This is a genomic window from Aestuariibaculum sediminum (assembly GCF_014596945.1).
Classification (GTDB): domain Bacteria; phylum Bacteroidota; class Bacteroidia; order Flavobacteriales; family Flavobacteriaceae; genus Aestuariibaculum; species Aestuariibaculum sediminum.
In genome coordinates this window covers 251,505-276,595 of record NZ_JACVXB010000001.1, presented here as the reverse complement: position 1 = coordinate 276,595, position 25,091 = coordinate 251,505, and the positions used below count along the sequence as shown (strand labels likewise).

22 protein-coding genes and 2 tRNA genes are annotated in these 25,091 nt (G+C 34.9%); 15 read left to right on the top strand and 9 right to left on the bottom strand.

The annotated features are described in order from the left end of the window. The first annotated feature begins 66 nt into the window (after window positions 1–66). The 5 genes from ICJ83_RS01330 to ICJ83_RS01310 all read left to right on the top strand — a co-directional run bounded on the left by ICJ83_RS01330 (window position 67) and on the right by ICJ83_RS01310 (window position 3,365). Window positions 67–915: an energy transducer TonB gene (locus ICJ83_RS01330; protein WP_188228552.1), complete on the top strand. Its 849-nt coding sequence runs from the start codon at window positions 67–69 to the stop codon at window positions 913–915. Window positions 916–922: 7 nt separating this feature from the next. Next, the gene (locus ICJ83_RS01325; protein WP_188228551.1) at window positions 923–2,140 is read left to right on the top strand and encodes a bifunctional folylpolyglutamate synthase/dihydrofolate synthase; all 1,218 of its coding nucleotides are present in this window, start codon (window positions 923–925) and stop codon (window positions 2,138–2,140) included. Between the two features lie 60 nt (window positions 2,141–2,200). Beyond that, window positions 2,201–2,275: transfer RNA gene (locus ICJ83_RS01320), tRNA-Val, on the top strand. Window positions 2,276–2,386: 111 nt separating this feature from the next. Then, a tRNA-Val gene (locus ICJ83_RS01315) sits at window positions 2,387–2,461 on the top strand. Between the two features lie 133 nt (window positions 2,462–2,594). Then, window positions 2,595–3,365, top strand: a complete 771-nt coding sequence (locus ICJ83_RS01310; protein WP_188228550.1) for a helix-turn-helix domain-containing protein — start codon at window positions 2,595–2,597, stop codon at window positions 3,363–3,365. A 150-nt stretch (window positions 3,366–3,515) separates the two neighbouring features. Here the strand turns inward: ICJ83_RS01310 and ICJ83_RS01305 are convergent, their stop codons facing one another. Then, a complete protein-coding gene (locus ICJ83_RS01305; protein ID WP_188228549.1) occupies window positions 3,516–4,793 on the bottom strand; it encodes a UDP-N-acetylmuramoyl-tripeptide--D-alanyl-D-alanine ligase in 1,278 nt (425 codons plus the stop codon). A gap of 92 nt (window positions 4,794–4,885) precedes the next feature. Continuing rightward, complete coding sequence (gene gldJ / locus ICJ83_RS01300) at window positions 4,886–6,577, bottom strand: gliding motility lipoprotein GldJ (RefSeq protein ID WP_188228548.1); 1,692 nt, start codon at window positions 6,575–6,577, stop codon at window positions 4,886–4,888. 265 nt (window positions 6,578–6,842) lie between these two features. On the opposite strand from gldJ, the gene porU reads away from it, so the two are divergent. The 5 genes from porU (at window position 6,843) to ICJ83_RS01275 (ending at window position 15,444) form a co-directional block, all read left to right on the top strand. After that, entirely contained in the window at window positions 6,843–10,727 is a 3,885-nt protein-coding gene (porU, locus tag ICJ83_RS01295) for a type IX secretion system sortase PorU (RefSeq protein ID WP_188228547.1), read from the top strand. A 34-nt stretch (window positions 10,728–10,761) separates the two neighbouring features. Next, window positions 10,762–12,012 (top strand): type IX secretion system outer membrane channel protein PorV, encoded by a 1,251-nt coding sequence (gene porV, locus ICJ83_RS01290; protein WP_188228546.1) that lies wholly within the window; start codon window positions 10,762–10,764, stop codon window positions 12,010–12,012. 113 nt (window positions 12,013–12,125) lie between these two features. After that, on the top strand, window positions 12,126–12,608 hold the full coding sequence (gene cdd, locus ICJ83_RS01285; RefSeq protein WP_188228545.1) for a cytidine deaminase: 483 nt from the start codon (window positions 12,126–12,128) through the stop codon (window positions 12,606–12,608). A 211-nt stretch (window positions 12,609–12,819) separates the two neighbouring features. Continuing rightward, on the top strand, window positions 12,820–13,818 hold the full coding sequence (pdhA, locus tag ICJ83_RS01280) for a pyruvate dehydrogenase (acetyl-transferring) E1 component subunit alpha (RefSeq protein WP_188228544.1): 999 nt from the start codon (window positions 12,820–12,822) through the stop codon (window positions 13,816–13,818). A 3-nt stretch (window positions 13,819–13,821) separates the two neighbouring features. Next, window positions 13,822–15,444, top strand: a complete 1,623-nt coding sequence (locus tag ICJ83_RS01275) for a pyruvate dehydrogenase complex dihydrolipoamide acetyltransferase (RefSeq protein WP_188228543.1) — start codon at window positions 13,822–13,824, stop codon at window positions 15,442–15,444. 102 nt (window positions 15,445–15,546) lie between these two features. Here ICJ83_RS01275 and ICJ83_RS01270 read toward each other — a convergent pair whose 3' ends face one another. The 3 genes from ICJ83_RS01270 to ICJ83_RS01260 all read right to left on the bottom strand — a co-directional run bounded on the left by ICJ83_RS01270 (window position 15,547) and on the right by ICJ83_RS01260 (window position 17,434). Further along, window positions 15,547–15,819 carry a DUF4242 domain-containing protein gene (locus ICJ83_RS01270; protein ID WP_188228542.1) on the bottom strand — a complete coding sequence of 91 codons (273 nt, stop codon included), beginning with the start codon at window positions 15,817–15,819 and terminating at the stop codon, window positions 15,547–15,549. 10 nt (window positions 15,820–15,829) lie between these two features. Beyond that, complete coding sequence (locus ICJ83_RS01265; protein ID WP_223154559.1) at window positions 15,830–16,225, bottom strand: DUF4242 domain-containing protein; 396 nt, start codon at window positions 16,223–16,225, stop codon at window positions 15,830–15,832. A 126-nt stretch (window positions 16,226–16,351) separates the two neighbouring features. Next, window positions 16,352–17,434 (bottom strand): nickel-binding protein, encoded by a 1,083-nt coding sequence (locus ICJ83_RS01260; RefSeq protein ID WP_188228541.1) that lies wholly within the window; start codon window positions 17,432–17,434, stop codon window positions 16,352–16,354. A gap of 142 nt (window positions 17,435–17,576) precedes the next feature. Here ICJ83_RS01260 and ICJ83_RS01255 point away from each other — a divergent pair, with 142 nt between their 5' ends. The 5 genes from ICJ83_RS01255 to ICJ83_RS01235 all read left to right on the top strand — a co-directional run bounded on the left by ICJ83_RS01255 (window position 17,577) and on the right by ICJ83_RS01235 (window position 22,390). Further along, a complete protein-coding gene (locus tag ICJ83_RS01255) occupies window positions 17,577–18,260 on the top strand; it encodes an SDR family NAD(P)-dependent oxidoreductase (protein WP_188228540.1) in 684 nt (227 codons plus the stop codon). 37 nt (window positions 18,261–18,297) lie between these two features. Next, on the top strand, window positions 18,298–18,939 hold the full coding sequence (locus tag ICJ83_RS01250) for an HAD family hydrolase (protein WP_188228539.1): 642 nt from the start codon (window positions 18,298–18,300) through the stop codon (window positions 18,937–18,939). Window positions 18,940–18,981: 42 nt separating this feature from the next. After that, complete coding sequence (locus ICJ83_RS01245) at window positions 18,982–19,584, top strand: SprT-like domain-containing protein (RefSeq protein ID WP_188228538.1); 603 nt, start codon at window positions 18,982–18,984, stop codon at window positions 19,582–19,584. 130 nt (window positions 19,585–19,714) lie between these two features. Further along, window positions 19,715–20,794, top strand: a complete 1,080-nt coding sequence (locus tag ICJ83_RS01240; protein ID WP_188228537.1) for a mannose-1-phosphate guanylyltransferase — start codon at window positions 19,715–19,717, stop codon at window positions 20,792–20,794. A 105-nt stretch (window positions 20,795–20,899) separates the two neighbouring features. After that, window positions 20,900–22,390, top strand: a complete 1,491-nt coding sequence (locus ICJ83_RS01235) for a DUF389 domain-containing protein (RefSeq protein ID WP_188228536.1) — start codon at window positions 20,900–20,902, stop codon at window positions 22,388–22,390. 11 nt (window positions 22,391–22,401) lie between these two features. Here the strand turns inward: ICJ83_RS01235 and ICJ83_RS01230 are convergent, their stop codons facing one another. The 4 genes from ICJ83_RS01230 to ICJ83_RS01215 form a co-directional block, all read right to left on the bottom strand. Beyond that, the gene (locus tag ICJ83_RS01230) at window positions 22,402–22,833 is read right to left on the bottom strand and encodes an SRPBCC domain-containing protein (protein ID WP_188228535.1); all 432 of its coding nucleotides are present in this window, start codon (window positions 22,831–22,833) and stop codon (window positions 22,402–22,404) included. A gap of 61 nt (window positions 22,834–22,894) precedes the next feature. Further along, window positions 22,895–23,473: a Crp/Fnr family transcriptional regulator gene (locus tag ICJ83_RS01225; protein ID WP_188228534.1), complete on the bottom strand. Its 579-nt coding sequence runs from the start codon at window positions 23,471–23,473 to the stop codon at window positions 22,895–22,897. 18 nt (window positions 23,474–23,491) lie between these two features. Continuing rightward, window positions 23,492–24,259 carry an ABC transporter ATP-binding protein gene (locus ICJ83_RS01220; protein WP_188228533.1) on the bottom strand — a complete coding sequence of 256 codons (768 nt, stop codon included), beginning with the start codon at window positions 24,257–24,259 and terminating at the stop codon, window positions 23,492–23,494. Further along, entirely contained in the window at window positions 24,259–24,996 is a 738-nt protein-coding gene (locus ICJ83_RS01215; RefSeq protein WP_188228532.1) for an MlaE family ABC transporter permease, read from the bottom strand. Before ICJ83_RS01215 ends, ICJ83_RS01220 begins: the two co-directional genes overlap by 1 nt. Window positions 24,997–25,091 lie beyond the last annotated feature (95 nt).

The window sequence follows — 25,091 nt, the reverse complement described above, 5'->3', positions numbered from 1 at the left end:
ACTTTTAAAGCTATAATGGGGTTGAGGGTATAGCGTGAGTATATCATAAATCAGAAAAACAAACTGATGAAATATTTCGAAACGAAACACGAAAGAGATTCTGCTAAATTAACGGCGTTAATTACGGTTATTATATTGCTGCTGTTATTTGTAGTGGGAACGCCCTATATGGATCCTCCGGTAGAATATGGGGTAGCTGTTAATTTCGGAACGTCTAACGTGGGGTCCGGAAATGTTCAGCCATTAAAACCTATAAAATCTGAGCCCAATGAAATAGATCGCCCTTCGGAACCTGAAGTAACAAAAGCAGAACCAACAAAGGCAGCTGAAACAAAAGAAGAAGTTCTTACAGCGGATAATGCTGAAGAGATCGCGATAAAGAAACAGAAAGAAGCAGAAGCTAAAGCTAAAGCAGAAGCCGATGCAAAGGCAAAAGCTGAAGCCGAGCGTATTGCAAGAGAAAAGCGTGAGCAAGACGAAAAAAAGAGGAAATTAAATGCGTTAATTGGAGGTGTAAGTAAGTCTGAAGGAACGGCCACTGGAGGTGAAGGTGATGATAATAAAGCAGGTGATAAAGGTCAACTCGATGGCGACCCCTACGCACCGAGCTATTTTGGTTCCGGAGGATCTGGTAGTGGCGGCGTCGGTTATGGTTTAAACGGTAGAGGAAGGGCGTCATATCAAACACTAAAACAGGATTGTAACGAATCGGGCATGGTTATCGTAAAGATAATTGTAAACAGAAATGGGAATGTGATTGAAGCAGAACCTGGCGTTAGGGGAACTACCAATACAGCACCATGTTTACTTGAGCCTGCTAAAAAAATTGCTTTATCTCATAAATGGCAACCAGACCCTAATGCGCCTGTTAAACAAATAGGTTTCGTAAAAGTAAACTTCAAATTAGGTCAGTAATTAGAATATGACATATCAGGATACGATAGATTGGATGTTTTCACAATTACCAATGTATCAACGTCAGGGCCAGTCGGCATTTAAAAAGGATTTATCAAACACTTTAAAGTTAGTACAAGCGTTAAATCATCCGGAGCGTGAGTTTAAATCTATTCATGTTGCAGGTACTAATGGTAAAGGTTCAACAAGCCATATGATAGCGTCCGTGCTTCAGGAAGCTGGATATAAAGTTGGATTGTACACATCACCTCATTTAAAGGATTTTAGAGAGCGTATTAAAATAAATGGTGAGGTTGTAAGTAAAACTTATGTAATTGATTTTATAGCCAAGTATAAGCCTTTTTTTGAAGCAAATGAATTGTCTTTTTTTGAAATGACAGTAGGTATGGCTTTCGATTATTTTGCTAAAGAAAAAGTTGATATTGCTGTTATAGAAGTTGGTATGGGTGGAAGACTGGATTCTACAAATGTTATTACTCCAGAAGTCTCTGTAATTACAAACATAGGTTTAGATCATACACAATTTTTAGGAACAACTTTAGATGCTATCGCCCGGGAAAAAGGTGGAATTATTAAAAAGCATATACCTGTTGTAATTGGTGAAACGCAACAAGAAACAAAAGACGTATTTCTTAAATTAGCTAAGGATAATAATTCGGATATTATTTTTGCCGATCAGCTTTCATCAAAACAATATAGATCTGATTTAATAGGGGCTTATCAAAATAAAAATATCATCACGGTACAGCATGCTTTAAAACAGTTGCAATTAAAAGGTTTTGTTATTTCAGAAGAAAACATTGTTAAAGGGTTGCAATTTGTAGTAAAAAATACGGGGCTTTTAGGGCGTTGGCAGATTTTAAATTTACAGCCCAAAGTAGTTTGTGATACGGGGCATAATCGCGATGGGCTAACTTATGTAATGAATCAGTTTGCCAAGGAAAATTACAACAAATTACATATCGTTTTTGGAGTGGTAAGTGATAAAGATTTAAACTCAATTATAGACTTGTTACCGCAAAAGGCTGAATATTATTTTTGTAAACCTGATATTCCAAGAGGATTAAACGCCGATAAATTAAGAGAAGCATTTGCAAAATATAATTTATTTGGCAAATCGTATCCTTCGGTAAATAAAGCCTATGAAGCCGCGTTGCAAAATGCCGAAATTAGCGATTTTGTGTTTATTGGCGGAAGTAATTTTGTTGTAGCTGAAATTCTTTAATTTTTTTTAAAAAAGTTTTTGTCAATTCAAATTCTAGAGTATCTTTGCAGTCCGATTTCGGGGCGCGTAGCTCAGTTGGTTCAGAGCACTTGGTTTACACCCAAGGGGTCAGGGGTTCGAATCCCTTCGCGCCCACAAAAATCTAAAGTCAATCATTAGGTTTTTCTTTTTCAAAAAAGAGTTATTTTTTTAAGAAAAAGATTTTGCAAATTGAAAAACTAAAGTATATTTGCACACCGAAATTAAGGGCGCGTAGCTCAGTTGGTTCAGAGCACTTGGTTTACACCCAAGGGGTCAGGGGTTCGAATCCCTTCGCGCCCACAAGATAAAAATCCTAAAGTAATTTACTTTAGGATTTTTTTTTGTTTTCACATTTCTTGATAAGTTTTAGAATTAATCTTACAATTTCATCAATTTTTAATAAATTTAACTAGTTAAATATTATTAGCTCGTTATGAATTTGAATGAAATTAAAGGTCTTTATAAAGAAGTATTTAAAACATACGATCATCCGTCACTAGCAGATCATGTTCAAAAAATTGTTGAGTTAGATACCTATTTACCTTATAGTTCTACGTTTTACTGCATCACAAATACTAGCGATTTAACTTTTGAATATGTGAGTAGAAATATGCCTGCCTGCCTAGGTTTAGATAAGAGTTTGTTTGAAAAACAGGGGATGCGGTACTTTTGGAGTAGAATGCATCCTGATGATGTAGAGCCTTGGTTACAGGCGTTGAATAGTTTGATGACTTTTACGTTAAATGAAATTGATGTTTGTGATAGGAGTAAAGTGAATTACACTTGGAATTATCGTTTAAAGAACGGTGAAGGGAAGTATGTGAATATTGTCCAAAATACAACACCAATTCATTTTGATGAAACCGACAAGCCTATCATTGGTTTAGCGCATTACACGGTGTTAGCGCCAGAAATACAAATGAATGTTTGTGGCACTGCTAAAGTCTTGAACGATAATAATGAGTACGAGACAGTGTATTTTAATAATTTTTCGCAAAAATTATTAAACGATAATGTTAGTAATAGAGAGCGTGATGTAATTCGTTTACTGGTCCTTAATTACACCAGTAAAAAGATAGCTGAAAAATTAAATATTAGTTCAAATACCGTCGATACGCATAGAAGAAACATATTAAAAAAGTTTAATGTTTCCTCAACAGGAGAATTAATAGGTATTATAAAAATGAGTAATAATTTGGTGTAGTAGTTAAATTATGGCAAAATACTCAAATTGAGTATTGTAATGTGTGTTTTAAAGCGCCATATTTGTTTAGCTATTAATTAATTCTTAGGGAGAATTAAGTTTAAAGTGTCCATGTATGTTAAAATATGTTGGGCACTTTTTCATTTATAATTATAATAAATCCAGAATTCTTTCTAGAGCCATGCCTCGCGACCCCTTTATTAATAGGGTGGCATCATTGAATGCATTTATATCAGCATTAATTTTGAAGTCTTCATAGGATTTAAATTTTATAATCTTTTTTGAAATGAATTCAGTATTAAAGAAATGGGAGCCTATAGCAATAATCTGATTTATATTCTGGTTATTTGCGATATTTAAAATATGTTCATGCTCGGTTTTTGCACTTTCTCCCAATTCAAACATATCCCCTAAAATCGCAATTTTGTTGAAGTCTTTTAGGATTCCAAAGTTAGATAATGCCGCTTGCATACTTGTTGGATTTGCATTATAGGCGTCTAATATAATCTTGCTATTGGCTTTTTTAATAACCTGTGAACGGTTATTGCTAGGTATATACTGTTCTATCGCCAATTTTATTTTATCATCATCAACTTTGAAATAATTGGCAATAGTAATAGCAGCAGCAATGTTATTAAAATTGTACGCACCTATTAGTTGGCTTTCAATTTTTGTAGTTTTATAAAGAAGACTTACGTTTGGCTGGGCATTTAGAAATTTAATGATGTTTCCTTCTTTTTTGTCACTAAATACAACTCGCGAAGCATCATGGGTTTTGTCCATTTGAATGGGGTCTTGCCCATTAACAAAAATGACTTTTTTATGAGATTTAAGAAAGTCATACATTTCACTTTTGCCTTTTATAACGCCCTCAACACTTCCGAAACCTTCCAAATGTGCTTTTCCAAAGTTCGTAATGTAACCATAATCGGGTTCGGTAATAGCGCAAAGTACTTCAATTTCATTTAAATGATTCGCACCCATTTCAACAATTCCAATTTCTGTCTCTTGGTTCATAGACAGCAATGTTAAAGGAACGCCAATATGATTATTTAAATTGCCAACAGTAGCTTTGGTTTTATATTTTTGAGATAATGTAGCATTAATTAACTCTTTGGTTGTTGTTTTGCCGTTACTGCCGGTTAGTGCGATAATAGGAACTTTTAAATAGTTTCTATGGAAGTTTGCTAATTCTTGAAGCGTTTTCAAAACATTATCCACCAAAATTGTTCCTGAATTACTATGGTATTCTGCTTCGTCTATTAAGCAGTATTTTGCGCCACTTGCAAGGGCCTTTTCGGCATATTGGTTACCATTGAAATTTTCGCCTTTTAGGGCGAAAAACATGTCGTTTTTTTCAATAGTTCGTGTATCTGTACTTACAGCGCGACATTTTAAGAACAGGTCGTGTAATTGTGCTATTTTCAAGAATAATGCTATTTAATAATTGAGATTAAAAGTATAAAAAAAAGTCCTAACTCATTGTTAGGACTTTCAGTATTATTGGTAAAAACTAGAGTTTAGTTTTTCTTTTTGAATTTTTGTTTTGATTTCGATCCAACTCTAGACATAGCACATCTAAATCCAATATAATCGGTAGCCATATCTTGAGGGTAGTAGCGACGTTGAGCAGGGTCTAACCAATACTCTCTGTCTTTCCAAGAACCTCCTTTGTAAACTCTAACTTCGTCGTTTATTAAAGAAGTTCTATTGTTTGATTTGTCGTATTGTCTAACTAAGTTACCTAAAGAGTCTCTGGTTACAACATTTTTAGGAGAATTATACATTTTTCTTGTAACGCCATCTCCAGTGTTGGTACCCTCATCGTCATTAAAACTTTCGAAGTAACGTGAAGAACGTCGATCTCCATCTCTAAAGTTTATTTGATCACTCTTATCGAAATTAGTACGTAAATACGTTTCATTTTCATCTACAGGTACTTGTAAAATTTCACCTGGTAGGTTTCTTGCAACAATCTTTCCATTAGATAGGGTGTCGTAAACAATATCTTCTGGAGTAACAACTTTTACTGTTCCGTCATCGTTTAGTGCATTTTTGGTGTATACATTACCACGGTAGTAGTTAAAGTCGTTAAATTCGTCATCAACAATTGGTCTGTAAACATCGGCAACCCATTCGGCAACATTACCAGCCATATCATATAACCCATAATCGTTAGGTTCATATGATTTTACGGCATTAGTAATATCTGAACCGTCATCTGACCATCCAGCAATTCCGCCGTAATCACCTTTTCCTTGTTTAAAGTTTGCTAGTTGATCACCACGGTACTTACGTTTTCCGTTACGTGTATATTGGCCGTCCCATGGATATTTTTTACGTCCACGGTATAAGTTATAACTTCTTATTTCACTTAACCCTAAAGCAGCGTATTCCCATTCTGTTTCAGTTGGGAGTCTGTATTTAGGTGTAATAAGTCCTGTTTCTCTAGTTGCATAAATGTTAGTTTCATTACCATCGGCATCTGTTCTAACAAATCTTTTGTTTCTATTATCAGGGTTTATAACTTCTTCATTACCACCATAAGTTAAAGTTGGTGCATTAATATAAGTATCTGTATTAAACGTGGCATCTGCACCTACATCGGTAACTTTTGCATCACGTTTTAAGTAACCTTCACGCTCTAATGTATATTCATTAACACGGTCGGTTCTCCAATTAGCGAACTCAACAGCCTGAATCCAACTTACACCAACTACAGGATATTCTCCGTAAGCTGGATGACGTAAGTAATTGTCTGTCATTACTTCATTATAGCCTAAACGGTTTCTCCAAACTAAAGTATCTGGCAATGCACCATGGTAAATAGCTCTGAAATTTTCATCAGATGGCGGATAAACACGTTTTATCCAATCCAGATATTCCATGTACATGGCATTCGTAACTTCGGTTTCATCCATATAGAACGATTGAACATGTTGCTGGTTAGGCGTGTTGTTCCAATCGTGCATAACATCGTCTTGCACACGTCCTTTAGTAAATGTTCCTCCTTCAATAAAAACTAAACCAGGAGCTGTTTCCTGTTCTTTAAAGTCTGTATTGTATTGAAAACCGCCTTCACGTGAGTTAATTTGCCAACCCGTCGCTCTGGAAGTGTTTTTCGAGCTCGATGATTTTTTACAACTAGTTATGGTTGCGATTAGGGCTAAAACTAGTAAAGCTTTGAATGTTACTACTTTTTTCATATTCATACATTTAAGTAAGCTAATAATATTTTTGGTGATGCAATATAAGAATTAAACCTTACAATACAAGCGAATTTTTACATTTTACCTAAAAAAAAGTGTATTTCACCCTATTTTTTAGTCCTTACGTCGATGTTTTTGAGGTTTTTCTATCCTGATTTGTGTTATATTAACGTTTAGTTTCGAAAATTATTATTGTATTTTTGAAACTGTTATTAAAAATGTAAATTCAAGCTATACTATATATTTGTAATCAGCGTTAATTAAAGCAATGAAAGAGAAATTTTTACTTATCATAATTTTTATAAGTGGATTAGGTTTTGGGCAGCAAAAACAATTTAATTTAAATTGGGAAGCTTCACGGAGTATTTCTGCCGCTACTTATCAATTCGAAGTGCCGGCTTTTAATGCTGCTAATTTTACTTATGACTTTGAAACTGGTTTGCAATTTGTAGCTCAATGGGAATCTAATAGTTTAGTGAATGAAACCTCTGCTACCTTAAGTAATGTAGTTTATGCTTCCATAACCAAACAGGAATTAAAAGATTTAGATGTTACAATAATACCCACAAAATTAAGATTTAGTTTAAAAAATACGGCTGCCAGAGGAAAGCGTTATGCCTTTTTGCAATTATCACCCATTATTAAAGAGTCCAATGGGACTTATAAAAAAATAATCTCCTTTCAGCTTAATTATAGTTTTGGAGCAACAGTTTCAAAAAGAGCTAATTCTAGTAAAATATTTCAAACAAAGGTTATTTCTAATTCGGTACTCAGGAGTGGTGAATGGTATAAGTTTTACATAGATACTACTGGGGTTTTTAAATTGTCGAAGAATTTTTTGCAAAATTTAGGTGTCGATGTAAATAATGTCGATCCAAGGACGATTAAATTATTTGGTAACGGCGGCCGAATGATTCCTTTTTCTAATGCTGAACCTTACCCTTTTGATATACAAGAAAATGCTATTAAGTTTGTGGGTGAGTCGGATGGAAGTCTGGACAATGGTGATTATTTGCTGTTTTATGCGCAAGGCCCAAGAGGTTACAATACCGAAAGTAATACTCATATAAATTGTTATACCGATAAAACGTATTACTATATTAATGTAAGTTCAGGAAATGGTAAGCGAATTCAGCCGTTTTTCCAGCCTCAAGGAACGGCAGATATGATTATAACTACCTTTCAGGATTATAAATTTATAGAACACGACGAACATAATATTGCTTTTTTAGGCCGTCGTTGGTTTGGTGATAAGTTCGACATTACAACAAGTAGAAGTTATAGTTTAAATTTTGAAGATTTAGTAAGTTCAGAGCCAGTAACCTTAAGAGTTGCTGTGGCAGCTACGTCATCTTCCTCGTCTTCAATGGAACTGTCATTAAACGGGAGCACCTTAACGACGTTAAATATAAGTGGGGCTAACTCACCAACTTTAGCCAATGGCGCTTCGTATAACAATGAGATAACAGTAAATTCTTCTGAATTAAATATTAGAGTTAATTACAATAACCAAGGAAATCCAAGTGCCGTAGGGTATTTAGATTATATTTCGGCGGAAGCCACGCGGCTTTTAAAATTTCATGATAAACAATTTTCATTCAAAAATAATTTAGTTACTGCAGCTTCAGGTATCGGTGAGTATCAAATAACCAATGCCAGTAAGATTGATGAAATATGGGACGTTACCGATATTTATAATGTGGGTAACTTTATTAATGAAGCAGGAAATAGTACCCTTAGCTTTACTGCTGCATTAGGAGAGTTACGTACTTATGTGGCGGTGACCTCCGAAGATTATTACGTACCCAAGTTTGATTCAAAAACTTCAGTAAGTAATCAGAATCTAAAGGGGACTGTATTTTTAAACGATCAGGGAGAATTTCAGGATGTCGATTACCTTATTGTAGCTCCAGATAATATGATGAGTCAGGCGCAACGATTAGCTCAGATTAATCAAAGGCAATACAATTTGAATGTTAAAGTGTACAGTTTAAATAGTATTTATAATGAATTTAGTACAGGCAATCAAGATATTGGTGCTATCCGAAATTTTGTAAAATACATTTACGATAATGCCAGTTCACCTGAAAAACGTTTAAAATATCTATGTCTATTTGGAGATGGCTCTTTCGATTATAAAGATAGGGTGCCAAATAATACTAACATTGTGCCTTCATGGCATTCTTATAATAGTTTCAATCTTACTTCATCCTATATTACCGACGACTTTTATGGTATGATGGATGATACCGAAGGGACCATGGCGACCAGTGATAAATTAGATATCGCCGTTGGACGAATTTTGGCTGATAATCCGCAACAGGCAAAAGAGCTTGTAGATAAAATAGATTCCTACTATGCAAAGGAATCATTTGGAAGCTGGAGAAATAATTTTGTGGTTGTTTCCGATGATGTGGATAAAGATTGGGAGGGCATTTTACAGTCTACTACCGATAATATTGGAAACCGGGTAACCCAGGAAAAACCATTCATGAATATTGTTAAAATTCATAGCGATGCCTTTAAGCAGGAAACCTCGGCAGGTGGTAATCGATATCCTCAGGTGGTTACCGAATTTTTAAATGCTATAGACAATGGAGCTTTGGTGGTTAATTATTTTGGGCACGGTGGAGAAGATGGTTTAGCTCAGGAGCGTATTTTAACCAAACCAGATATTGAATCTTTAAGAAATTATAATAAGTTAAACTGTTTTGTTACCGTAACATGTGAGTTTACCAAGTTTGATAATCCATACCGCCAAACCGCAGGAGAGTTTACTTATTGGAATAAAGAAGCGGGAGCTGTTGGCTTAATTACAACGACACGACAAATTTTTGTGAGCTTTGCTATTGCATTTAATAATATTTTAAGTGAGTATATGTTTTCATATAGTGATAATGATGCTTATAGTGATTTTGAATATCCCTCTATGGCAGAGGCTTTACGGTTAACAAAAAATGATCCCGCCTTATCAGTTCAAAGTCAGCGACGACTGGTGTTTTTTATTGGAGATCCAGCTATGAAATTGGCTTTTGCTAAGCCTAATGTAGCGTTAACTAAAATAAACGATGTTCCAATTACACAAGCTACAGATACTCTAAAAGCATTAAGTTATGTGAAATTAGCCGGCGAGGTAACCGATTTGTCAGGAAATCTGTTATCCAATTATAACGGAACCTTAGCAACCACCATTTATGATAAAGATATCGACAGGACCACATTGGCTAATGATGGCACACGACTAAATGGAGAATTGGTTAAATTAAATTTTAAAACGCTGGGCGAGGTAATATTTAGAGGACAAGCCACCGTAACAAATGGTCAATTTGAATTCGATTTTATTGTACCAAAGGATATAGGTATTCCCGTTGGTTTCGGTAAAGTAAGTTTCTATTCAGAAAATGGAGCCTCGCTAGACGATCAGACAGGAGCAAGTGTGAATACTATAAAAATAGGAGGTATAAACGAAAATGCCGAAGAAGATAATATAGGGCCTGTAATAACATTGTTCATGAATGATGAAACATTCGTGTCTGGAGGAATTACTAACGAATCTCCTACCTTATTGGCTAAATTAGAAGACGCCAATGGAATAAATACAGCCAGTGGAATTGGTCATGATATTGTGGCTATAATTGATGGAGATGAAACCAACCCCTACATTTTAAATGATTACTATCAAACCGAATTAGATGTATATACTAATGGTGTGGTAAGTTTTCCGTTTCGAGATCTGGAACCTGGCTTACATACTTTAACACTGAAGGCTTGGGATGTTTATAATAATTCCTCAACAGCAGAAATTCAATTTATTGTTTACGACGAGGATCAGGAACTTGTTATCGAAAATGTGCTGAATTACCCAAATCCGTTTGTAAATTATACCGAATTTTGGTTTAATCACAATAGTTCGGCACCTTTAAACGTTTCTATACAGATATTCACGGTTTCAGGAAAGCTCGTTAGAACATTAAATGGACAAACCGCTGGAGGTGGTGTTGTGAATAGTACATTGTCAAGAGATATTATTTGGGACGGACGTGATGATTTTGGAGAAAAGATTGGCAAAGGCGTTTATATTTACAAACTCACGGTGCAATCTGAGGTATTAAGTAAAACCGTTGAAAAAATTGAGAAACTTGTAATACTTTAATAAAGATATATATTTGTTGAATTAAAATTAATCCATGAAAAACCAATTATTCTTTCTTTTGGCGCTGGCATTTGTATTAAATATTAGTGCGCAAACACCAACTACTATAATCCCCAATAATAACGATTCACGTGTAATAACTACGGGAATGCCTTTCATATTAATTGCCGCCGATGCACGTGCAGCATCGATGGGAGATATGGGGGTGGCTACCTCGGTTGATGCATTTTCTCAGCAATGGAATGCGTCGAAATATGTGTTTTCGGAGACAAAATCTGGTATTGGAGTAAGTTATACACCTTATTTAAGTAAGTTGGTTAACGATATATTTTTAGGGAACTTAACTTATTTTAACCGCCTGGATGAGCGTAGTGCTTTCGCTGCAAGTTTTAAATACTTCTCTTTAGGAGATATTGAATTTGTTACCGATGAGTTTTCTGAAGCTTTAATACAACGACCAAACGAATTAAGTATTGATGCGTCATACGCTTTACGATTATCGGACCAATACGCTATGTCGGTAGCTATGCGTTATTTGCGTTCCGATTTACGCCTAGATGGTGTTGATGGCGATACAACGCCTGCTAGTACTTTTGGTGTCGATATTTCGGGGTATTATCAAAGTGAAGAAGAGGCATATTCCGATTTTAATGGCCGCTGGCGTGCTGGTTGGGCGATTCAAAATGTTGGGCCTAAATTTAAGTATGATCAAGGAGGGTTTGAAAACTTTCAGCCAACAAACTTACGTTTAGGAGGTGGATTCGATTTTATTTTCGATCAATATAATAAAGTGTCTGTAACTGCTGAATTTGCAAAACTTTTAGTGCCTACCCCTCCAATTTTAGGTACGGAATTCGAGTTTACAGATAATAACGGTAATGGGGTTTACGATGAAGATGTAGACGATTTAGGAGATCAAATTTCAGATACAAATGGGGTGATTTTTGACGGAAAATCTCAAGATGTAAGTTTTCTTTCAGGAATTTTTCAATCCTTTGGAGATGCTCCAGGTGGTTTTAGCGAAGAACTAAAGGAATTTACCTGGGCCCTTGGTGCAGAGTATACCTATCAGGATTCTTTTGCATTTAGAGCTGGTTACTTTAATGAAAGTGAGGATAAAGGGGCTCGAAAATTTATGGGCTTAGGGGCCGGATTTAAGGCCAATGTATTGAATATAGACTTATCTTATTTATTCTCAACTTCAAAAGTTCAAAGCCCTTTAGAAGGTACATTGCGTTTCTCTCTTACCTTTAATATTGGGGCAGGTGAGTATATGGAGTATTAATTTCTAATTAAATATAACGAGAAAAAACTATTGTCTATGGCAATAGTTTTTTTGTTGATAATTGTTTCTTAACTTTATTGTATGGGCTGTTTTACAAAAAAGGCCTACACATTATGAAGGAAATAAAAATAGAAGCTACCCTAACTATTTTCGATTCGGTTAAAGAATTGCCCGATGATATACGTTTGTTAATAGATAAAGCAATAAAAGCAAGGACAAAAGCTTATGCACCATATTCTCAATTTCAAGTTGGTGCAGCTATATTGTTGGATAATGGTAAGATAGTTACTGGGAGTAATCAGGAAAATGCCTCTTTTCCTTCAGGTCTGTGCGCGGAGAGAACAGCTATCTATTATGCCGGAGCAAAGTATCCAAAAGCGCATATTATAAGAATGGCAATATCAGCTACATCGTTAAATAAACCATCGTTAACGCCTATTCCGCCATGTGGTGCTTGTAGGCAAGCTATTGCCGAGTATGAAATAAAGCAAAAAGAACCAATTGAAATTTATTACATGGGTGCAACAGGTAATGTAGCTCTGTCTAAATCTTTAGAAAATTTGTTGCCCTTTTTTTTTGATAAATCAGTACTTTAAAACTTATAAAAGTGAGTGATTTCATGTTGGTTAAACGTTTGAAATTTTAAAAAACATAGTGTTTTTTTTAAAATCTTAACAATTTGGCAAAGCAGACTTAGGTGTTCTTGTATTTTGGCATTTTTTTTTACTTTAATTAATTTACGTTTTTGCAATAGCTACCAATGTATTACTTTTGTAATTCGCTTAAGTAAAACCTAGAAATTAGTCGATGCAAAAAATCACAAAAGAGGTTTACCTCAAATGGTATGAAGACATGTTGTTCTGGAGAAAGTTTGAAGATAAACTTGCTGCAGTATATATACAACAAAAAGTAAGAGGATTTCTTCACTTATATAATGGTCAAGAAGCTGTATTAGCAGGTGCTTTACATGCAATGGATTTGACTAAAGATAAAATGATTACAGCGTATAGAAATCACGTGCAACCTATTGGAATGGGTGTAGATCCAAAACGTGTTATGGCTGAATTATATGGTAAAGGTACCGGAACCTCTCAAGGTTTAGGAGGCTCTATGCATATCTTTTCAAAAGAACACCGTTTTTATGGTGGTCATGGTATCGTAGGAGGGCAAATTCCTTTAGGTGCTGGTATAGCATTTGGAGATAAATATCACGGTAGCGATGCAGTTACTTTATGTTGTTTTGGTGATGGAGCTGCGCGTCAAGGGTCGTTACATGAAACCTTTAACTTAGCTATGCTTTGGAACTTACCTGTAGTATTTGTTTGTGAAAATAACGGATATGCCATGGGAACTTCTGTAGAGCGTACCGCAAATCATACCGATGTATGGAAATTAGGTTTAGGTTACGACATGCCTAGTGCTCCAGTTGATGGTATGAATCCTATAAAAGTGGCAGAAGCTTTTGATGAGGCTATTCAGCGTGCTAGAAAAGGTGGAGGTCCAACCTTCTTGGAACTTAAAACTTATCGTTACAGAGGACACTCAATGAGTGATGCTCAACATTATAGAACGAAAGAGGAAGTTGAAGAGTACAAGAAAATAGATCCAATTACTCAAGTAAAAGACGTTATTCTTGAAAAGGGTTATGCTACCGAAGACGAAATTAAAGTTATCGATAAGCGCGTAAAAGACCGTGTTTCTGAATGTGAAAAATTTGCAGAAGAGTCGCCATGGCCAGAAAAGAATGTTATGTACGATGTCGTTTACGAACAAGAAGATTATCCATTTATTCAACATAAATTATAAAATATGGCTATAGTAGTAAATATGCCGCGTTTAAGCGATACAATGGAAGAAGGAACTGTCGCCACTTGGTTAAAAAAAGTAGGTGATAAGGTTGAAGAAGGAGACATATTAGCAGAAATAGAAACCGATAAAGCCACCATGGAATTTGAATCTTTTAATGAAGGAACGTTACTTCATATTGGGGTTCAGGAAGGTGAAACAACCAAAGTAGATGAGTTGTTAGCCATTATTGGTGAGGAAGGTGAGGATATCTCAGGACTTTTAAGTGGAGGTTCTTCCGAAGCTCCTGCTAAAGAGGAAACTTCAACGGAAACTGAGGCTGCTCCTGCAGAATCAAAAGAAGAAGCTGCTGAGTCAGTAGAATTACCTGAAGGAGTTATTGTGGTTACTATGCCTCGTTTAAGTGATACTATGGAAGAAGGTACAGTCGCTACTTGGTTGAAGAAAGTTGGTGATGAAGTTTCGGAAGGTGATATACTAGCCGAAATTGAAACCGATAAAGCCACCATGGAGTTTGAATCTTTCCAGTCAGGAACGCTTTTACATATCGGTTTACAAGAAGGTGAATCTGCAAAAGTTGATTCATTATTAGCTATTATAGGCCCTGCAGGAACCGATGTTTCAGGTGTAGCTGCTAACTTTAAAGTAGAAGCTCCAGCTGCAAAAGCGGAAGAAGCACCTAAGGCTGAAGTTAAAACAGAAGCACCCAAGGCTGCTCCTGCCCCAGCAACGGAAAAACCTGTAAAGCGTCCTGCAACACCAGTAACTGAAGACGGACGAATTTTTGTATCGCCTTTAGCTAAGAAAATGGCAGAAGAAAAAGGTATTAACTTAACAAAAATTCAGGGTACAGGTGAAAATGGTCGTATTGTAAAGTATGATGTAGAAAATTATGAACCTGCTCAAGGTGCTGCTGCCGTTGGAAAATTTGTACCAGCAGGACAAGAAGATTTTGAAGATGTGCCGAATTCGCAAATGCGTAAAGCAATTGCTAAGGCATTAACAAACTCTAAATTCTCAGCACCACATTATTACCTGAGTGTAGAGTTTGATATGGAAAACGCTATGGCATTCCGTACACAATTCAATACCATACCTGACACAAAAATATCGTACAACGATATGGTTGTTAAGGCATGTGCTCTAGCATTAAAACAGCACCCTCAGGTTAATTCGCAGTGGTTTGCTGATAAAATGAGATTAAATAACCATGTACATATAGGTGTTGCTGTGGCTGTGCCAGATGGTCTAGTAGTTCCTGTAGTGCGTTTTGCAAACGAGCAAACCTTACCACAAATAGGAGCTGCCGTTAAAGATCTTGCGGGCAAAGCTAGAAACAAAAAATTAACGCCTCAGGAAATGGAGGGTAGTACATTTACTGTTTCTAATTTAGGAATGTTTGGAATTGATACATTTACTTCTATTATCAACCAGCCTAATTCAGCAATTTTATCTGTAGGGAATATTGTTGAAAAACCAGTGGTTAAAAACGGACAGATTGTTGTTGGGCACACTATGAAATTATCCTTAGCTTGTGACCATAGAACCATTGATGGTGCAACAGGAGCACAATTCCTGCAAACCTTAAAAGGATATATTGAAAATCCTATTACAATGTTAGTGTAGTAAATATTCTGAATAATTTAATTCAGAGTTTAGTTATATAATATAAATCGAAAAGCCTACTTCACATTGTGAATTAGGCTTTTTAATTTTTGGGTTCGTGCATTACTCCGATGTTACAGGATCTATTATTGTAGAAACCTCACTAATTGAATCTGCAGGAAAACCGCCTTGTTTGGCATGTTCCGCAATGAGTTCTTTGTTAGGTGAAATATACACACAATAAATTTTATTATCAGTAACATAACTGTGTACCCAATTTATTTCAGGTCCTAAGTTTTGTAAAACATTGCAAGACGTTTTAGAAATTGATTTTAATTCGTCTTGAGAAAGATTTCCCGCTCCGGGTAATGTTCTCTCGATTACATATTTTGGCATAACGTTGGTATTAAAAGGTTTCTCCTGATGTTGTTGGGTCTATGACTGTTGAAACTTTGGCAACAGAATTCACTGGGAACCCTCCTTTTTCGGCATGCTCTTTAACTAAATCAGCATTTTCAGCTAAATATACACAGTACATTTTATCGCCAGTTACGTAGCTATGCAGCCATGTAATTTTGGGCCCCATTTTTTTTAATACGCTACACGAGGTTATAGAGGCCGATTTTAAATCTTCGGTAGACCAATTGCCTAAATCGGGTATAATACGTTCTATAACATACATGTTTTGGCTTTTTAAGTTGGTGTCCGCTCTTAAGACCTCAGCAACCGATTTGCCTTGAGCAAACATATGAGTTGATGTAAGGGCTAGGGCTAGAAGTAAAACAAATTTAATAGTTTTCATAAATATTGGTTTTAGGGTTAAACATTTAGTTTGTTCCCCAAAGTTACAGTCATATTATGAGTTTAATTTGCACAAATAATTCAAAAGCTAGTAATTTTAACTCATTGATAAAAAGCGATTTATATTTTATTGCGTGTATTTTGAAGGTAGCATATTGTATTTGTTTTTAAAGCACTTCGAAAAATAGGCTAAGCTATTGAAGCCTGTTTCGAAAGCTATTTCTGAAATATTTCCCTCTTGATTGTCCATAAGTCGCACAGCTCTTTCTAATCTATAATCTCTTAAAAACGAATTGGGAGACTTACCTGTAAGTGCTGTTACTTTTCTATATAACTGAGATTTACTATACCCCAAACTTTCACTTAAAGCCTCTATGCTAACTTCCGGATTATGCCAGCTATTTTCAATATTATCCATAAAAAGCATAAGAAACTTTTCTTCAACAGGGGTTAAAGCTCTAATAGTTTTATTTAAAGGTAAGGGTTCGAGTGTTTCACTTTCATAAAGTTGTTTTACTTCATATGATATAGTAATGTCCGAATTTATGGATTCGCACATCCTGTTAATAAGTGTAATGACATCTTCAAAAATTTGAGGTTTGCTGGTTACAGGTTCGCCAGACGCAACAGCTATTTTTAAATATGTATTCGACATTGGTAAATTGTTGCGTATTTTCGATTCGATTTCTACCACAGTATTTATGGCGTTTATAACCGATTTAAAAGATATTAAATAACCGTGTTTATCTTTTTTTACAATATTGCCATGTTTAGTGTTAATGAGTTTTGTGATATGGTGGTCTAAAGTTTTCAAAGTTTCTTGAAAGCCATAACCATTTGAGCTGGGATTTCGATAAAAACTTATGTACATTAAAATTCTGTATGCCGAGTCATTTATTATATTCAGAGAAGAATTATTCGTGTTTTCAGGATCCGAAATGCGGCCTAGAAACGACTCCACTAGGCTAGCTTCAACCTCTATAATGGTATTAGGAACATCGCCATGAGCTTGCCTGTGCATCTTAACAATGGCTTCTTTGTTTGGAGCTTCAATTAGGCAAAACACGTTTTTTCGTTTATTGTCGAACCAGTAGGTAAATCCGCGGCAACCATATTCGTGTTCAATTTTTAAGTCTTCCTGATGTATTTCTGCCAACACCTCGGCCGAAACGTGTTCCGACACATCGTGGCGATCCATAAATATAGGCATGGGTTAAAATTTTAATTTAAAGTAATGATTATTAATTAGTTATGCAATTTTAATCGTTGTAATTCAATTGGTTTCAATAATAATCGGTTTTAAATTTTAATACAGAAATGAACTTTTTTATCTTTAAACACAAATAAAACCTATGCAGAAGAATATTATTATAACTGGAACGAGTCGAGGAATTGGTTTTGAATTAGTAAAATTATTTGCGCAAGCTGGCCATAATGTTTTGGCACTTTCAAGAAACGAAACGCCTGTTGTAGAATTAAACTTGATGGGGGTTACCGCATTTTCATTCGATTTGAATAACCCTAAAGCTTACCAGTCTGTAGAAACCTTTATATCGGAAAACTGGAAACAAGTTGATATTTTAATTAACAACGCTGGTATGTTGGTTAATAAACCATTTTCGCAAATAAGTATGACAGATTTCGAAGCGGTTTATAAAACGAATGTATTTGGTGTGGCAGAGCTTACGCGTGTCGTATTACCATTTATGAAACTTCAAAGTCATGTAGTAACCATTAGTTCGATGGGAGGCGTACAAGGTAGTATGAAATTTCCAGGGTTAGCAGCTTATAGCAGTAGTAAAGGAGCGGTTATTACGTTAACCGAATTATTAGCAGAAGAATATAAAGAATCCGGAATTTCTTTTAATGTATTGGCCTTAGGCGCTGTTCAAACTGAAATGTTAGAGGAAGCTTTTCCTGGTTATAAAGCACCAACCACAGCACTAGAAATGGCCGAATATATTATGAGTTTTGCTTTAACGGGGCAGAAATACTATAATGGGAAATTGTTACAAGTATCTAGCTCTACGCCTTAGTTTACAAAAGTTTTCCTCAAAAATTTATTAAATATAAATGAAACAATATAAGTGTATTATTTTTGATTGCGATGGTGTTTTGGTGGATACCGAAGTAACTAGCAATCAATTATTAGTCGATATGGCTAACGAATATGGTGCAAATATCGATTTAGATTATGCTATGAAATATTTTAAAGGAAGTCATTTTCAGCATTGTTTAAATCTTATAAAAAAGGTTGTGCAGGAGCCGGTTCCCGAATCATTTGAAACAGATTATAGAAGTGAATTGGATAGGCGTTTTAAAGCATCGGTGCAACCAATAGATGGAGTAAAGGCGATTATCGCTAAATTAAACATTCCGTTTTGCGTGGCCTCTAGCGGTACCGTAGAAAAAATTCGTTTAAATCTAGGACTGGTTGGATTATTAGAACAGTTTGAAGGAAAAATATTTAGTTGTTATACCATTAAAAAATGGAAACCCGAACCAGATGTTTTCTTATTAGCTGCTCAAACAATGGGATTTCAGCCAGAGGATTGTTTGGTTATAGAAGATAGTAAGTTAGGGGTGATGGCGGCTAAAAAAGGAGGTTTTGATGTGTTTGGTTATACCGAGCATGATTATTACAATGATTTGGATGGATTAGCAACCAAAACTTTTAAAACCATGGCTGAACTTCAAAATATGATTCCTCTATAAGTGAAAATGGGTATTTAGAATAATTACCTTACATTTGTGTATATGCGAGAAAAGCTTCAAGATTACATTCCGGTTCATGCGGTGTCTCAAGTTTTAAGCCTATTAGATCATGACAATTTGGTGGTTAAAGTCAAGAGGGAACGCAAAACTCGTCACGGTGATTATATGAAATTACCTAACGGTAAGCATCAAATTACTGTTAATTCAAATCTTAATCAATACCGGTTTTTAATAACGCTAATTCATGAAATAGCGCATTTCGAAACGTATAAGAATTATGGTGTATCAATAAAGCCGCACGGAAAAGAGTGGAAGAGAACATTTCAACATATAATGCTTTCTTTTTTAAATCCTGAAATTTTCCCTGAGCATTTATTGCCACTTTTAGCAAGACATTTTAAAAACCCGAGAGCCTCGAGCGATACCGATGTAGAACTGGCACATGCTTTAAAACAGTTTGATGCCCCATCAGACAAAACATATATTTTTGAAATCCCAGAAGGACGAATCTTTAAATTATATAACGGTCGTGTTTTTAAAAAGGGAGGTAAGCGTATCAAGCGTTTTGAATGTGTAGAAGTTAAAACAGGTCGATTGTATTTATTTAATCCGAATGCCGAAGTAGAATTATTGAATATAAATTAAAGGATTTAACTAAAAATTAAATGAAAATACAGTGTTTCAATGGTTTACTTAAAGGAGTCAAGTTGAAACTAAATATAATAGATGAGATGATTTTCAGTTAATTGAAGATTATCCAGAAAAACAAACAACCATGAACAAAAATTATTATGCTATTTTAATGGCTGGAGGCGTAGGGTCAAGATTTTGGCCGGTTAGTACAGAAACTTTTCCAAAACAATTTCACGATATGTTGGGGAGTGGAGATACGCTTATCCAAAAAACATTTCAACGATTAGCAAGACTTATTCCACAGGCAAACATATTCATATTAACAAACGAGCGATATAACGACTTGGTTTTTGAGCAGTTACCTCAATTAACAGAACGTCAGGTTGTTTTAGAACCAGCGATGCGTAATACGGCTCCATGTATTTTATATGCTTCTTTGAAAATTCATAAAGAAAATCCAGATGCCGTTATGATTGTAGCTCCAAGTGATCACTGGATTGAAGATGAGGTTACTTTTAGTGAAAACGTAGAACAGGCATTTAAATTTTGTGAAAAAAATGATGCGCTCATGACACTTGGTATTCAGCCAACATTTCCAAATACTGGATATGGCTATATAGAGTTCGATAAAAACAGTACCGATGCTATAAAAAAGGTAAATCAGTTTAGAGAAAAACCAGATTTCGAAACAGCCAAGGCATTTATAGCCCAAGGTAACTTTTTATGGAATGCCGGAATTTTTATGTGGAGTGTAAAGAGCGTTATTGCTGCTTTTAAAAATAATCAGCCAGATTTATATACATTATTCGAAAATGGAATTCCCATGTATAACACCGACAAAGAATCAGGCTTTATTGAACAAAACTATCCTTTGGCTGAGAATATATCAGTCGATTATGCCATAATGGAGCGTTCAAACAATGTTTATGTTATTGCTGCTGGTTTCGATTGGAATGATTTAGGGACTTGGGGAAGCTTATACGAAAAGCTAAACAAAGATGATGATAATAATGCTGTTGTTCACGCCAGGACTCTTGCTCAAGATGCTTCGGGAAATATGATTAGAACAAAAGGAGACAAAATAGTAGTTGTCGATGGCTTGAGTGATTATATCATTGTAGATAAAGATGATGTTTTGTTAATTTATCCAAAAACCAAGGAACAAGATATTAAACAGGTGCTTAAAAAGGTAAAGGATACCTTTGGAGAGCAATACGGATAACAGGTTACTATTTAAAATTTTTATGTGGTTTGGTTTTTAATTGAAAAGATTAATTACCAAACCATTTATTTTTTATATTAGTATGGCACTAGGAATATATAACCAATGGAAGAAAATAAATTCAATTTTTCTGAAGAAGAACATAAAAAAGAACAAATTGTAGAAGAAACAAAGGAAGCCGTTAAGAAAGATGCTCAGGGGCTTCTGTTAAGCATAAAACGTTTTTTTAGTGAGTTACTAGACTTTCGTGATGATACGGATAGAGAGGCGACTATGCAGGCTATAAAAAATGATATTCCGTTTAAAGGTGCTACAGCCTGGATTTTAGTTTGTTCCATATTTGTCGCATCAATTGGTTTAAATGCAAATTCTACAGCAGTTGTAATCGGTGCCATGTTAATTTCTCCATTAATGGGACCTATTTTAGGTATTGGTTTATCGGTAGCGATTAATGATATTGATACCCTCAGAAAATCGATGGTTAATTTCGGGGTAATGATTGTTTTAAGTGTTTTTACTGCATTTTTGTTTTTCTGGTTTTTTCCATTAAGTGAAGAATCTTCGGAATTACTGGCGCGTACTAAGCCCGATATTCGAGATGTGTTAATTGCTTTTTTTGGTGGTTCCGCTTTAATTATAGCAAGAACCAAAAGAGGGACTATCGCTTCAGTTATTTTTGGTGTAGCAATTGCAACAGCTTTAATGCCGCCTCTTTGTACTGTAGGTTATGGTTTGTCTGTGGCTATCGACGAAGAGTTTGCCAAAGGGATGCGATACGCTTTAGGTGCGTTATATCTATTCATTATTAACACGATATTTATCGCTTTAGCTACTTTTTTAGTTTTAAAAGTGCTAAAATTCCCAATGTTGCGTTATGCAAATTCGGCAAGACGTCGCCGTATAAGCCGCTTAGCTATGACGCTTGCTATCGTAGTTATGGTGCCGGCAATATGGACGTTTGTAAATGTTTTGCAACAAAGTCGTTTTGAAGTCGATGCACGTAATTTTATAAATCGGGAATTAACCACCTTACCTCATGCCGAGTATATTAGAAAAAACGCCTCGTACAGATATTCAGAAGACAAGGCAAGTCCGTCGGTGATAGAATTAAATACATTTGGGCTAGATGAAGTGCCTGAAAGCACGATTGCTTTGTTAAAAGATAGAATGGCAAAATATGATGGTTTAACAAGGTGTAATCTTATTTTTAATCAGAATAAAAGTAAGAATCTTGATAATTTGAAATATATGGAGCAGATACGTTATCGGGATTCTATCGATTTGTTGTCGCAAACCCAAAAAATTGTATTTCTTGAAGGAAAAGTTAAGAGTTTAGAAAAATTAGAAAGCTTACAAATACCTTTTGACGAACTAACCAAAGAAGTTAAAATCCTTTATGAAGGCGTAGAAAATTTGTCCTATTCAAGTGTCATTACCTCAAATTTCAATAAAATAGATACTTTATCGGTTATTACAGCGAAATGGAATACTTCAAAAATAAAAGAAAAGGATATTGCTAAAAAACAAGAGAATTTAGAAAAGTGGCTTAAACAAAAATACAAATTGGATAGTTTGGTGGTAACCAGACAAAACTAAATAGCTTAATGTTATTTAGAGTTTTCGGATAATCTTTTAAGCTCCGAATTCATTTTTTCAAATCCTTTTCGGGTATTTTCCAAATTGAAAAATTTAACCAGTACACCTTTAAAAAGTTCAGTGTGCTTAAAAGTTGTTGTGCCGTTTTTGTTGTCGGTGAGTTTCAAGGTATGCGTTCCGTCAAACAAACCTTTCATTAAAAAAATGCCCTTCCATTGAAGCGTTTTATTGGGTTCAAATTTTAAAATTTTGGGTTTAAATGTCATTTTCGATGCGTTTTCAGGTTGAATAACAACTTCAATTTTATTTCCAATTTCAAGTTTACCTTCTAGCTTTTTAATAAAAGGATTCCAGTCGGGATATGTTTCCTGATGAATTAAAATATTCCAGATGGTTTCGGGATTAGCATTAATGGTTATTTCAGTTTTTATCTCTTTTGTCATAATTCCTGTTTTTAATTAAGACAAAATTGAATAAAACAAAGCGCATAATTCTTGATAAAAATCAAGGGTTTTCAGAATGTCGTTTTCTAATGCGTGAAAAAGTTTCTGGAGTCATTCCTAATACAGACGCCAGATATTGTAATGACACCTGATTAAAAAGTGCTTTATTTTCTTGAAAGTACAAATGATACCTTTCTTCGGCACTCATAGATAGATGGGTAAAAACGCGATTTTCTAAGATAGCAAAACATTTGGCTATAAACTGACTTTCAATATCTTTCCATTTAGGAACAGATTCGCAGAGTTTATTGTAGTTTTGTTTGTCGATAGTTAATAGTTCTACGGGCGTTAAGGCTTGGATATACCATCGGCTTGGCTGGTTAAAAAAGAAGCTGGAAATTTCGGTAATGAAATAATCTGGGGTAGAAATCCAGTGTGTTATTTCTTTGCCTTCTGATAGAGCATAAATGCGTAGGAATCCCGTTTTTACTAAACTAAGTTTTTTGCAATAGCTGCCACTTTGTGTAAAGAAATCGTTCTTGGATAGTGTTTCCGAATAAAAAAATGAATTAAGTATTTGAAATTCTTCTTCAGTTAGTTCTCCGAAGTGTTCTTTTATAATGGAATAAAACGTGTTCAAAAGTAAAAAGATTAATCCTTATTGATGTTCTTCAATATACATACGTCTTACTTTTTTGAATAAATTAGACGAATAAACGAAATCGGTTACCGATTTGTTATCTGTTTTAAATATGGTGTCTTTAGAACCTTCCCATTCTTTATAGCCATTTTTTAGAAAAACGATTTTTTCACCAATCTCCATTACAGAATTCATGTCGTGCGAATTAATTACAGTAATTATTTGATATTCGTCGGTAATTTCCTGAATTAAATTATCAATTACCATGGATGTTTTGGGATCAAGACCAGAGTTTGGTTCGTCGCAAAATAAATATTTTGGATTGTTTACGATAGCACGAGCAATAGCGACACGTTTTTGCATACCACCTGAAGCTTCACTTGGCATTTTATTATGGGCATCGGCAAGGTTAACACGTTTCAATACAAAGTCAACACGGTCTTCCATTTCGCTTTTGCTTTGTTTCGTAAACATTTTTAGCGGAAACATTACGTTTTGGGCAATAGTCATAGAATCGAATAAAGCACTGCCTTGAAATACCATTCCAATTTCGGCACGTAAATCACGTTTTTGAGCGTCGGAAAGTTTTGAAAAAATTTTCCCGTCGTAAGCAATAGAGCCTTGTTCATATTCGAAAAGTCCTAATAAACATTTTAAAAAAACCGTTTTCCCTGAACCACTTTGCCCTATAATAAGGTTGGTTTTCCCTTTATCGAAAGTTGTTGTTATTCCTTTTAGGATTTCGGTATCGCCAAACGATTTATGTAAATCTGTAACTTCAATCATTAACTTAAAAGCATTTGGGTTAATAAATAGTTTAATAGAATAATGACCACACTGGTCCAAACAAACGATGTTGTACTGGCTTTGCCTACTTCTAAAGCACCGCCTTTCATATAATAACCATAAAAAGAAGGAATCGTAGCTAAAACAAATGCAAATACAAAAGTTTTAATAAACGCATAGGTCACATGAAAAGGGGTGAAATCGGTTTGAATACCAATTATAAAATCTTCTAGAGAACTAAAACCTCCAAACACGCAGGCTGCCATGCCTCCTAATATACCTAAAAACATACCAATTGCTATCACAAAGGGATACAGTAATAAAGCGACGGTTTTAGGAAATATTAAATAATTTAAAGAGTTAATACCCATAACCTCTAAGGCGTCAATTTGTTCGGTAACGCGCATTGTTCCTATGCTGGAAGTTATAAAAGAACCTACTTTACCAGCAATAATTATGGAGGTGAATGTAGGTGCAAATTCTAATATTACCGACTGTCGGGTAGCAAAACCAACTAATGAAGGAGGGATTAATGGGTTATCTATGTTTAATGCCGTTTGAATGGTTATTACGCCACCAACGAAAAATGAAATAAAAGCTACAATACCAAGAGAGCCTATAATCAAATCATCAATATCTTTTAAGATTAATGTTTTCATTACCGACCACTTTGTTGGTTTGCGAAACATATTAATAACCATTAAAAAGTATGCGCCAATATTGTGTAGATAAGTCATATGAAAAATTAATAGTGCTAAAGTAAAAAAAAGTAACAGGTATTTAACGTTAAATTTAAATTATGATTTTATTTGATAACTATTTTTGGCATCTT

Bases quoted from the DNA above. Each gene is read 5' to 3' on its own strand.
- ICJ83_RS01260 (WP_188228541.1), bottom strand. From the start codon at position 17,434: ATGCCTATATTTATGGATCGCCACGATGTGTCGGAACACGTTTCGGCC.
- gldJ (WP_188228548.1), bottom strand. From the start codon at position 6,577: ATGAATATGAAAAAAGTAGTAACATTCAAAGCTTTACTAGTTTTAGCC.
- ICJ83_RS01230 (WP_188228535.1), bottom strand. From the start codon at position 22,833: ATGACAAAAGAGATAAAAACTGAAATAACCATTAATGCTAATCCCGAA.
- ICJ83_RS01275 (WP_188228543.1), top strand. From the start codon at position 13,822: ATGGCTATAGTAGTAAATATGCCGCGTTTAAGCGATACAATGGAAGAA.
- ICJ83_RS01220 (WP_188228533.1), bottom strand. From the start codon at position 24,259: ATGATTGAAGTTACAGATTTACATAAATCGTTTGGCGATACCGAAATC.
- ICJ83_RS01245 (WP_188228538.1), top strand. From the start codon at position 18,982: ATGCGAGAAAAGCTTCAAGATTACATTCCGGTTCATGCGGTGTCTCAA.
- ICJ83_RS01330 (WP_188228552.1), top strand. From the start codon at position 67: ATGAAATATTTCGAAACGAAACACGAAAGAGATTCTGCTAAATTAACG.
- ICJ83_RS01250 (WP_188228539.1), top strand. From the start codon at position 18,298: ATGAAACAATATAAGTGTATTATTTTTGATTGCGATGGTGTTTTGGTG.
- ICJ83_RS01325 (WP_188228551.1), top strand. From the start codon at position 923: ATGACATATCAGGATACGATAGATTGGATGTTTTCACAATTACCAATG.
- ICJ83_RS01240 (WP_188228537.1), top strand. From the start codon at position 19,715: ATGAACAAAAATTATTATGCTATTTTAATGGCTGGAGGCGTAGGGTCA.
- pdhA (WP_188228544.1), top strand. From the start codon at position 12,820: ATGCAAAAAATCACAAAAGAGGTTTACCTCAAATGGTATGAAGACATG.
- ICJ83_RS01255 (WP_188228540.1), top strand. From the start codon at position 17,577: ATGCAGAAGAATATTATTATAACTGGAACGAGTCGAGGAATTGGTTTT.
- porV (WP_188228546.1), top strand. From the start codon at position 10,762: ATGAAAAACCAATTATTCTTTCTTTTGGCGCTGGCATTTGTATTAAAT.
- ICJ83_RS01310 (WP_188228550.1), top strand. From the start codon at position 2,595: ATGAATTTGAATGAAATTAAAGGTCTTTATAAAGAAGTATTTAAAACA.
- ICJ83_RS01265 (WP_223154559.1), bottom strand. From the start codon at position 16,225: ATGAAAACTATTAAATTTGTTTTACTTCTAGCCCTAGCCCTTACATCA.
- ICJ83_RS01215 (WP_188228532.1), bottom strand. From the start codon at position 24,996: ATGACTTATCTACACAATATTGGCGCATACTTTTTAATGGTTATTAAT.
- porU (WP_188228547.1), top strand. From the start codon at position 6,843: ATGAAAGAGAAATTTTTACTTATCATAATTTTTATAAGTGGATTAGGT.
- ICJ83_RS01270 (WP_188228542.1), bottom strand. From the start codon at position 15,819: ATGCCAAAATATGTAATCGAGAGAACATTACCCGGAGCGGGAAATCTT.
- cdd (WP_188228545.1), top strand. From the start codon at position 12,126: ATGAAGGAAATAAAAATAGAAGCTACCCTAACTATTTTCGATTCGGTT.
- ICJ83_RS01235 (WP_188228536.1), top strand. From the start codon at position 20,900: ATGGAAGAAAATAAATTCAATTTTTCTGAAGAAGAACATAAAAAAGAA.